Here is a 9,887-nt window from a genome sequence, read left to right on the forward strand (position 1 = left end):
TATAGGGCTTATTTAACGATTACCCGTACACGACTGAGATTTTGAATCTTTGTATAAATATCGCTTACATCACCATTTCTATTTGACTTCACTCTTAATACAGGGAAGTAAGTGCCAGGTTTACTAAAGATGTATTTTGCTTCCACCGTAGCATTCGCGCCATCATCACTGATGTTGGTGAACTCTCCCTTAACAGGAAAATTGGTTTCACCCTCAAAACTCCATTCTGCAAATGTCAATTGACCAGAATGGGCAGGCACTTCAACCTCCGCTATAAAGTCCACTGGCTCACCAGCCTTAACGATTGCACATTCTCCTCCGTTCGCCTTAAGGGTAACGACCGGTTGAATTCCTTTTCGCTCATTTGCTGTTAATGGAACAGAAACTTGTCCATCGATCACTGAATATTGGGTGCTCTCAAGAGGAGTGACACCACGCTCAACCCATTCACTTACATCGAGCAAAGCCTGATGAAGAGCTCCCAGATAGTTGATAAGATGCAGATCATCCGCTGTCTTTGCCTGATCATCGTGCATGGCATTATCCATATACCAAAGTCTGAAACTTTGAGGCTCTTTATCCCCCAGTTCACCCTTAACCTTTGTGCGATACCAATCAGGCTGCCACGGATAAGCGCTTTCATCAAGTAAAGCAGCAACTACGATCATTTTCCCATTGAAACGGCCGCTCTGGATGGATCCAGCCCCTCCGCGGGTAATGTTAGGTCCTATATTAACCGGGCGTTGTGGATATAGTGGTGTGCCATCCTCTTTGCGGAACTGGTTCCATACATGAAAATCCTCCGATGGTACCTGATGTCGGTGATAGGTCTGGATCGCAATAAAATTCGAATTGTCCAGCATAATCTCATCGCCTGGTTTTACTTTTTCAAGGATTTCAAGCATTCCCTCGATTCCAAAACCTTCTGCGATATAAGCTTTATCTCCTTCCAACCTGTCAAGAGGTATCTTCGAACCCGCAGCCTCACCACTAAGGAATACGATATCCGTGCCAGTTAAGTACACATCCCCTGCCGGTACGCTCTTTAGTTGCAGCCAAGGTTTAAATAAACTGATATCAATACTTTTGTGCCTGTGCCATGCATCATCGGCGCCTGTCTTCGTTTCATCCTTTATCAGTAATTCTTCACTTATCAGATGAGTCTTGGTAATCACTGTTTTGTATTGAAGGCGGTCTCTTACTGCAGAACTGTTAGGGTCTGCACCCAAATAACCGGGAACCGTCCAAAAATCCTTTAAATACTCAGGGTCTACTTGCTCTATAACCGGTACGAAAAGCGGAAGTGCTCCCAAACCAACATATTCATGTGAAAACCACACCCTTGTTGGGAATCCCATTTTCGTTACTTCTTCAAGTGCCGCTCTTTCCTCTTCATTGAGACCCGCATAAATATCGCCACTTCCACCAGGTTCCAATGCGTCAGCAATCATTGGAAGTTTATTCCTGAGAATCCTTAATGCATGGGCACGAACGGTAAAAACATTTGGAATGGCCATTGGTGATCCGATGATATAGGGCACGGCTCCATCCCAGGCATTCGTGTTTTCAAAGCAGCTTATCGTCTTGAATCCGCCTCCGCTTCCCCCATAGACATATCCAAAAGGACGATGCGGTCCATAAAGCTTTGCTGCGATTACACGTGAATACTCTGCCACAGCTGCGCTTGAACGATAAATAGTCGTATCAACAGCTGCAGGTCCGCCCATATTAGACTCGACAAAATAAGCTCCGTTCGTGATGGCAAAGCCAATTTTATCTTCTTCTCCCTTGCGGATTTGCGAGGCATCCTCATGTCCTTGAAAAGGAGCCATAAATTGAAAAAAACGTCCTTTATAGTTTTCTTTATCGGGAAAATAGAAAGAGAATCGGACTTCGGTGCCCTCGAATCCTCCATGAATATAATGGTACCGCACTGCTCCCTCTCGCCATTCATCAATATCTACATAAGGCTTTTGGATTTCCGAGTCTAACTTTGGGTCATAGATTAATGTTTTTTCTTGTAGCATGTTATACCTCCTAGAGTTTTCTAGTTTATGATATTTTTATTTTCACAAAAATCGTGAAATTTGTATTTCATATTTTTTGTTTGTGTTATAAAATTTCTAGTATACTTATTGGAAGCAGGTATATTATGAATTATCACATAACCCTACAAAAGTTATACGAAGCTACGAAAATACCATTACAGCTTTTTGATAATCATGTGCCCATCCAAAGTTATGGGTCTGGTGAGTTTGATCCAAATCCAGCTATCAGTATGATTGACAGCGCTGTTGATACCATTCATTCCGTTTGCTATACCGTTTCACCTGAAAATTTATTTTGCGGCATGATTCGAATTGACAATTCATCCCAATATGTTTTTGTAGGACCGGCGATGGCATTCGAATGTACACGAAACCAAGCCGAAATAATCCTTGAGAGTTTACAACAGCCAGTAAACAGAACAGATGAATTCTTGCATTGGTTTCGGACAATCCCTAATTGCGACCTCCAACGATTTCGTAGTATTTTAGGTTGTTTAGATTATTTTTTAAATGGGGCAGAGCGTGAACCTGTACACATCGCATACCAAGTGAATCCTTCACCAATGCTATCAATCGATACGAATCCTACGTTTATCGACCATGTTAGTGATCTCTTAGAAAAGCAAATGCTTTCTTACATCGAATATGGGAATACGAACGCACTTGAAACCGTTTTAAACGATATGCAAACTAAAAGTGGTGGTGAAGTTCCTTTGATAGCTCCAGACGTCATGCGATCCTATAAAAACATATTTATTGTTTCGACGACACTAGCCTCAAGGGCTGCCGTGAAGGGCGGTTTGGATTTTGATACTGCCAATGCGCTGGGATCCATGTATCTGACGCAAATTGAAAAGATTAATAATTTTAGTGAAATCTTTATTTTCTTAAAGCAAATGTTCTTGGATTTCACGAAAAGGACGGCTCGGTCTCGTTCCTATTTATCAGACTCCCTTCTTGTCAATAAAATTAGTAAAGAAGTACAAGCCCATCTTTATGAAAAAATTACACCTGCAAGTATAGCTGATCGATTAAAGATGAATGGTTCTTATCTTTCGACACATTTTAAGCAAGAAACCGGAAAAACACTGACGGAATTCATTAATGAGGTGAAAATAAAAGAAGGCATACGCTTACTAGAAACCACCCAAATGCCTCTCATTCAAATTTCGGCCCAGCTTGGTTTTTCTTCACAGAATTATTTTCATACAGTTTTCAAAAAAATAACTGGAATGACACCAGTCGAGTATCGGAATAAAGCCTAAATCCAGGAGAAATTCCCATAAAATAGAAAAAAGCACTGGTTAATATAAATCCAGTGCTGTTTTGCATTTAACTATTTCAAGAAGGCAGTAAATGTTTAAAATACTGTCACTTTTCCATGTTGATCATTTAAAAGCTGAATCATACCTGCAAGCATTTCTTCCGTAAATTTCCCCTGGCTATAATTCACAATGGCTCTTAAAGGTACACTTTCCATCATTGCGTTATTCATTTTTGCTTCATCATTGTTTGCAGACGCTTTTTGTTTCTCGCTAGTTTGGCTCAACTTGCCAACAAACTGTTTGGCAATTTCTGATAAAACAGGGTTAGCGAATATTTCTCCAAGGGTAGTATTTCGATCAACTGGCTTTTGAACAAGTACAGAAGATTGAACCTGGATCTTTTCAGATAAAGCAATTTCTCGCGAGGACTTTCCGATTAAGACTTCAAATTCTCCCGTCTCGACATGCCAATCCCTCAAATGAACGTTATAGTAAGCAAATGAGCGTTTATCTAACACAAAGGTAACCGTTTTTTGTTCTCCAGGTTGTAATTCAACCTTTTCAAATCCTTTTAACTCTTTTTCAGGCCTGCTCACTGTACTTGCTACGTCTTTTACATAAAGTTGAACAATCTCTTTTCCCGGTACACTGCCACTATTTTTTACGATTAGACTTACACTTACCTTTTCTTTATCTTTTAGTTCCTTTTTATCTAGAATAAGATTGCTATATTCAAAGTTTGTATAACTTAATCCATAACCAAATGGAAATAACGGCTCAATTTCTTTTTTGTCGTAGTAGCGGTATCCAACGAAAATACCTTCTTTATATTCAACTTTGTCCCCATCACCAGGAAAGTTTAAAAATGATGGGTTATCGCTTAACTTCTGTGGAAAAGTTTCCGCTAATTTTCCGCTTGGATTTGCATCGCCAAAAAGCAAATCGGCGATTGCCCCTCCTAGTGCCTGACCACCTAAATAGCCCTCAAGTAATCCTTTCACATGATTGATCCAAGGCATGATAACAGGAGCACCATTGCTTAATACAACTACTATGTTCTGATTGACTTTTGCAATCGCTTCAATTAATTGAACATGGTTTTCAGGTAGACGTAAATGCTCACGATCATATCCCTCAGATTCATAGCTTTCAGGAAGGCCAACAAAAAGTACGGCAGTATCTGCCCCTGTTGCTACTTCTTTTGCCTCATTTATTAATTTTTCGTTTACTGTGTCTTCGTCTAGGTTATAACCTTGTGCATAGATTACATTCGCATTCCCAGAAATAGATTCAATTTCATCCAAAATATTTTCCAGTTTTGTAGGAACGATATGCGAGCTGCCTCCACCCTGGAATCGAGGTTTCTTGACAAATTCTCCAATGACCGCAATGGTGCCCTCTCTTTTTAGTGGAAGAATCTGGTCTTCATTTTTTAAAAGGACCATACTTTCTCTAGCTACTTCCCTTGCCAGATGATGATGGGCTTCACGACTGTATGTAGCATTACCTTTTTTATTATCAACTGCTTTAAAGATAATCTTAAGCAATCTTTCAACTGCTTTGTCCAATTCTTCTTCTGGAAGTTGACCACTTTTTACAGCATTGACAATTTTTTGATCACCAACACTGTTAGCCGGCATTTCAAGCTCTAGTCCGTTATTTAACGCTTTTTCACGTTCGTTTACCGCTCCCCAATCCGAAACAACAATGCCTTCAAATCCCCATTCATCTTTTAAAATATCCTTTAATAAATACTCATTCTCTGAAGCGTATTCTCCATTTACTTTGTTGTAAGCGGCCATCACTGTCCATGGTTTTTCCTGCTTAACAGGGCCTTCAAAGCTTGCAAGATAAATTTCACGGAGAGTCCTTTCGTCAATAACAACATCTGTTGTCATTCTACGATATTCCTGGTTATTAGCTGCAAAGTGTTTCAAAGAAGTCCCTATGCCTTGACTCTGGACACCCTTAATATGATTAGCTGCCATTTCTGATGATAGATATGGGTCTTCAGAGAAATATTCAAAGTTTCTTCCGCAAAGAGGAGAACGTTTAATGTTTGCACCAGGACCAAGAAGAATCGCCACATCTTCAGCCTGACATTCCTCACCTAGGGCAACTCCAACTTTATGAATCAATTCCCTGTTCCAAGAACTAGCCATACCAGCAGCAGATGGGAAACACGTGGCAGGCACGCTGTCATAAATCCCTAAATGGTCTGAACTCCCCTCTTGTTTACGGAGTCCGTGCGGGCCATCCGTAACCATAATGGACGGAATCCCCAGTCGTTCAATTCCTTGTAATCGCCAAAATTCAAGTCCTGAACATAAACTAGCCTTTTCCTCAAGTGTCATTTTGCTGATTATGTCGCTTATATTCCGATTCATTACACACGATCCCTTTCTATGCTTGTATTCGCAATCTACTACTCTCCATTTATTGGCCAACAGTATCTAATTCTCTCTCAAGTGCATTTAACTCATCCACAAGCGCATGTAATCGATCTTCCGTTAACTTCGATAGCGGATGGTACAATAGCTTTTGAATAGGCTCGGCTTTTAACCGGATTAGCTGCCCATGAGGATTAGAGATTCCGGGAACATACGTTTCTAAAATCTTCGTTGTTTCCTCCTGTGCAAGCAGGTCCATTAATCTAGTATTAAAGGAATAAATCGTCTTAAACCCACGTTTATTCTTGTAAGTGAAACGGTAGTTACCGGATCCTATAACTAGTGATACATCCTTCTCTGTCTGGTTAATATCAAAAATACCATCCGCTTTTGTTAAGCCTATGCCGTTTTCTTTGACATCCCCTTTTTCTGCAAATGGCAAGATCACCTGTGCCGTCGTATTTACTGGAATTTCTATTTCTACGGTTACTTCCTTATGTGTGATATTCCACGCAGAGACAATACGTCCATACATCGATTCATGTGCGGTACTTGCATAAGTTAGTTCTTTACCACCCATCCTAGGTTGAATACGAATCCGTTTATAAGCCGGCTCAGACTCATCCATGTCTAACCCTGCCACTATTCGGTACATCCAGTCTCCAATGGCCCCATAGGCGTAATGATTGAACGAATTCATATCATCACTCCAGAATGACCCATCTTCTTTAATACCATCCCAATGTTCCCAGATAGTGGTTGCCCCCTTGGTAACAGAATATAACCATGATGGATAGGTTTCTTGCAATAGTAACTTCACAGCCGTTTCATGGTAGCCGTTATTCGAAAGAACTAGATTTAAATAAGGTGTACCGACAAATCCGGTTGTTAAATGATAGTCATTTTCTAAAACCAACTGATTTAAGTCATTAGCTATTCTCTCTCTTATTTTTCCCTCTACAAGATCAAACATGAGGGTAAGCACATGTGCCGTTTGTGTGGTCACGGCCAGCCTTCCTAACGGAGTGATAAATTCATCGTTAAAGTGTTTTTTTATCCGATTGAATAGTTCATCATACCGCTTTACATCGTCCCCCTTGTTTAGAACATTTGCTGTGTCACGTAAGAGTCGGGTTGAGTAAGCATAAAAGGCAGTAGCAATCAGATCATCCGGTGTTGCACCAAAATAACTGTCTTCTTTGGAGTCCAGCCCAAGCCAATCTCCGAAATGGAAGCCGGTATTCCATGCAACCTCATTTTCCCCTTGGGCACGGATGTATTCTACCCAAGATTGCATGCTAGAATATTGTTCTTCGAGAATCCTAGTATCACCATAAATGAGGTATACCGTCCAAGGACAAATAACAGCTGCATCTCCCCATGCAGCAGATGAATCGCCATCAACCACATTTGGGATCACAGAAGGAACTCCCCCATTCGGGAGTTGGTCTGCCTTTAAATCACGGAGCCATTTGGTGAAAAATGGGCCGCCATGATAATTAAATAATGCTGTACGAATAAATACCTGAGCATCCCCTGTCCAACCTAATCGCTCATCACGCTGTGGACAATCAGTCGGGACATCCACAAAGTTGCCTCGCTGCCCCCATTTAATGTTCTGCTGCAATTGATTGACCATGGGGTTCGAGCTCTCAAAATTTCCTGTTTGCATCATATCCGTATGAATGACTTCACCAACAAAATGTTCAAGATCCAGGCCGTTTTCCTGGTCAGGATACCCATCAATTTTCACATAACGGAATCCTTGGAAGGTGAAAGCGGGTGCATAACTCTCCATCCCTTCGCCCTTCGTGATATACTCGACGGTTTGCTTGGCCGCCCTAAGGTTGCCAAAGTAAATATTGCCGTCCTTATCCAGTACCTCTGCATGTTTTAATGTGATTTTTGTACCTGCCGGAGCATTGACGGTAAATCGAATGCGGCCCACCATATTTTGGCCCATATCTAAAACGGTATCGCCTGCTGATGTAGTTAACACTGCTTGCGGCTTAATTGTTTCTGTTACTCGTGTAGGATTGTTTTCCTGAGCAACCAAATTCTCCAATGGTAGATCAAGAAGATCCGAACCCTTCCATTTGGAATCATTGAAACCAGGTATGCTCCAACCCATTTGTTCCAATCGTGCATCATATGTTTCTCCATGATATAGCTCGGAATATAGAATCGGACCTGTGGAAGTCTTCCAGGTCTGATCCGTACCGATAACCTCTTCTGTTCCGTCTTCATATCGGATTTTCAATTGAAGTATTATTCCTCGCTTTGTGCCATAATTATTTTGTGTGCAATCCCAAGAGAGATCTCCTTTGTACCAGCCGTCTGCTAACATGGCTCCGATTGCATTTGAACTGCTTGTAAGTAGGGATGTTACATCATAGGTTTGATATTGAATTCTTTTACTATAACTTGTCCAACCTGGTGTAAGTAAATCTTCTCCCACTCGCATTCCATTTAAATAAAGCTCGTATAGTCCGACACCTGTGACATAGATACGAGCTGATTCAATTCCATCTTTTAGATCAAATTCTTTCCTTAGCAGAAAGGCAGGTTCTGAATCTGGATCTAGCTCCTGTGGATTTGGTGTAATCCACTCCGCCTTCCACTCACTCGTTTCAAAAAGGGCAGTTTCCCACCAAGCAATATCACTCCAATCGGATTGTCGGCCAAAATGGTCCCAAACCTTTACACGGTAATAATATCTAGTACCGGATTTCAGCCCGGGTCCTTCGTAAACAATGTGAAGGGATTGCTCCGACTCTATATATCTTGTATCCCAAATAGATGTTTCAAAATCCAGTTTCAAAGAAACTTGAATCTGATAAGCCAATTGAGTCGTTCCACGACGGTCAGATTGAATCTTCCAGCTGAGTCGAGGTTTTTTCACATCTAAACCCAGTGGATTTTTTTTATATTCACAGGTTACATCATATACTTTCAATTCGTTTATTTGCATGGTCAGAATTCCCTGTCCTTTCCTATAGAAACATAATCTTTCAGCAGAGTTTCAGGAACCTGTTTTATCAATTCATCCACAGACCAAGGCTCATCTGCCTTTTTAATTTCATTGATAATTTTAGGATCAGAATAAACAGAAATTCGACCGCCGCCAGTAACAGTGAATACCGCTCCGTTTACGTAAGAACCTGGTTCTGTGCAGAGATAAACCAAGAAAGGAGCAACGTTTTCGGCGGGACCATGTTCCTTCTCGGATTCTTCCACACGATTATCGTTTGGATCCATCTTTATTCCATTTTCCTCCATCATCGTTCTGAGAGTTGCTCTGAAACTCATGTGAGCGGGTGAAGCTGCCTGGGGACAATAAGCGTTTACGGTAATGCCAAACCGATCAAGTTCCTTTGCCGTAGATTTAGTAAGTCCGACAATGCCGGCATTTGCAGCACTATAGGCACTGAGGTTGGCAATTCCCGTCCATGCGTCTGAGGCACAGTTGAGAATTCGCCCAAAGCCCTGTTTTATCATATGGGGGATCGCATGGGACATCAGATTGTAAGCACCCTTGAGCTTGGAAACTGTCTGATAATCCCAATCGGATTCTTTCATCTTTACGAAAGGACCGAATCCCATCCCAGCCGCATTGTTAACTACGATGTCAATCCGACCATATTTTTCAATAGCTAGTTGGACCATTTTTCCAGCGGTTTCAAAATCGGAAACATCTCCATAGAAAGGAGTTGCTTCTCCGCCTTCCATCATAATTTCCTGGGCAGTACTTTCTGCATCGCCTCTAAGTTCGAGTATCTTTTTCATTTCCTCCGCATTAAACTCAGGAGTACCTTTTACACCTAGCGATTGAAATGACTCGTTTACTGAAATCGTATCGTTACTTTTGGGTTTTCGATTATTCGTAATGACCTTGGCACCTTCCCGTGCCATAAAAAGAGCAATGCCTCGACCGACCCCCTGACCAGAACCAGTTACAATTGCGACTTTTCCTTCTAATGATTTTGTCATGTTATCATCTCCTACTTTTCAATTGAATTATAAATTCTTACTACAGTTAATCTAAGATATTAATATTTTCTCAAAAATAAAGATTACTGTATTTCATTATTTTTGTTAATATTATAAAATCTTTACACTATTTATTTAGGTGTAAGAGCTTTCCTTCCTTTTTTCCTAATTACATAAAAAAAACGACTCTAAAA

Annotated in this window: 5 protein-coding genes; 1 reads left to right on the top strand and 4 read right to left on the bottom strand. The window is 40.9% G+C overall.

Annotated elements, in window-relative coordinates; genetic code table 11:
- Positions 1-8 precede the first annotated feature (8 nt).
- Positions 9-2,027: a Tat pathway signal sequence domain protein gene (locus V7077_RS17185; protein WP_335504118.1), complete on the bottom strand. Its 2,019-nt coding sequence runs from the start codon at positions 2,025-2,027 to the stop codon at positions 9-11.
- A 125-nt stretch (positions 2,028-2,152) separates the two neighbouring features.
- On the opposite strand from V7077_RS17185, the gene V7077_RS17190 reads away from it, so the two are divergent.
- Positions 2,153-3,313, top strand: coding sequence for an AraC family transcriptional regulator (locus V7077_RS17190; protein ID WP_335504120.1), 1,161 nt, complete (start codon positions 2,153-2,155; stop codon positions 3,311-3,313).
- 95 nt (positions 3,314-3,408) lie between these two features.
- Here the strand turns inward: V7077_RS17190 and V7077_RS17195 are convergent, their stop codons facing one another.
- Genes V7077_RS17195 through V7077_RS17205 form a run of 3 tightly spaced genes read right to left on the bottom strand, consistent with a single transcriptional unit; the run spans position 3,409 to position 9,693 of the window.
- Positions 3,409-5,700, bottom strand: coding sequence for a glycoside hydrolase family 3 C-terminal domain-containing protein (locus V7077_RS17195; RefSeq protein WP_420489666.1), 2,292 nt, complete (start codon positions 5,698-5,700; stop codon positions 3,409-3,411).
- A gap of 49 nt (positions 5,701-5,749) precedes the next feature.
- Positions 5,750-8,674: a family 78 glycoside hydrolase catalytic domain gene (locus V7077_RS17200; RefSeq protein WP_335504123.1), complete on the bottom strand. Its 2,925-nt coding sequence runs from the start codon at positions 8,672-8,674 to the stop codon at positions 5,750-5,752.
- 2 nt (positions 8,675-8,676) lie between these two features.
- Positions 8,677-9,693 (bottom strand): SDR family NAD(P)-dependent oxidoreductase, encoded by a 1,017-nt coding sequence (locus V7077_RS17205; RefSeq protein ID WP_335504125.1) that lies wholly within the window; start codon positions 9,691-9,693, stop codon positions 8,677-8,679.
- Between the last annotated feature and the right edge of the window lie 194 nt (positions 9,694-9,887).

The organism is Neobacillus vireti (assembly GCF_036962465.1).
Taxonomy (GTDB): Bacteria; Bacillota; Bacilli; order Bacillales; family Cytobacillaceae; genus Neobacillus; species Neobacillus vireti_B.

Excerpts from the sequence above, each read along its gene's own strand:
- V7077_RS17185 (WP_335504118.1), bottom strand. The coding sequence starts at position 2,027 with ATGCTACAAGAAAAAACATTAATCTATGACCCAAAGTTAGACTCGGAA.
- V7077_RS17190 (WP_335504120.1), top strand. The coding sequence starts at position 2,153 with ATGAATTATCACATAACCCTACAAAAGTTATACGAAGCTACGAAAATA.
- V7077_RS17195 (WP_420489666.1), bottom strand. The coding sequence starts at position 5,700 with ATGAATCGGAATATAAGCGACATAATCAGCAAAATGACACTTGAGGAA.
- V7077_RS17200 (WP_335504123.1), bottom strand. The coding sequence starts at position 8,674 with ATGCAAATAAACGAATTGAAAGTATATGATGTAACCTGTGAATATAAA.
- V7077_RS17205 (WP_335504125.1), bottom strand. The coding sequence starts at position 9,693 with ATGACAAAATCATTAGAAGGAAAAGTCGCAATTGTAACTGGTTCTGGT.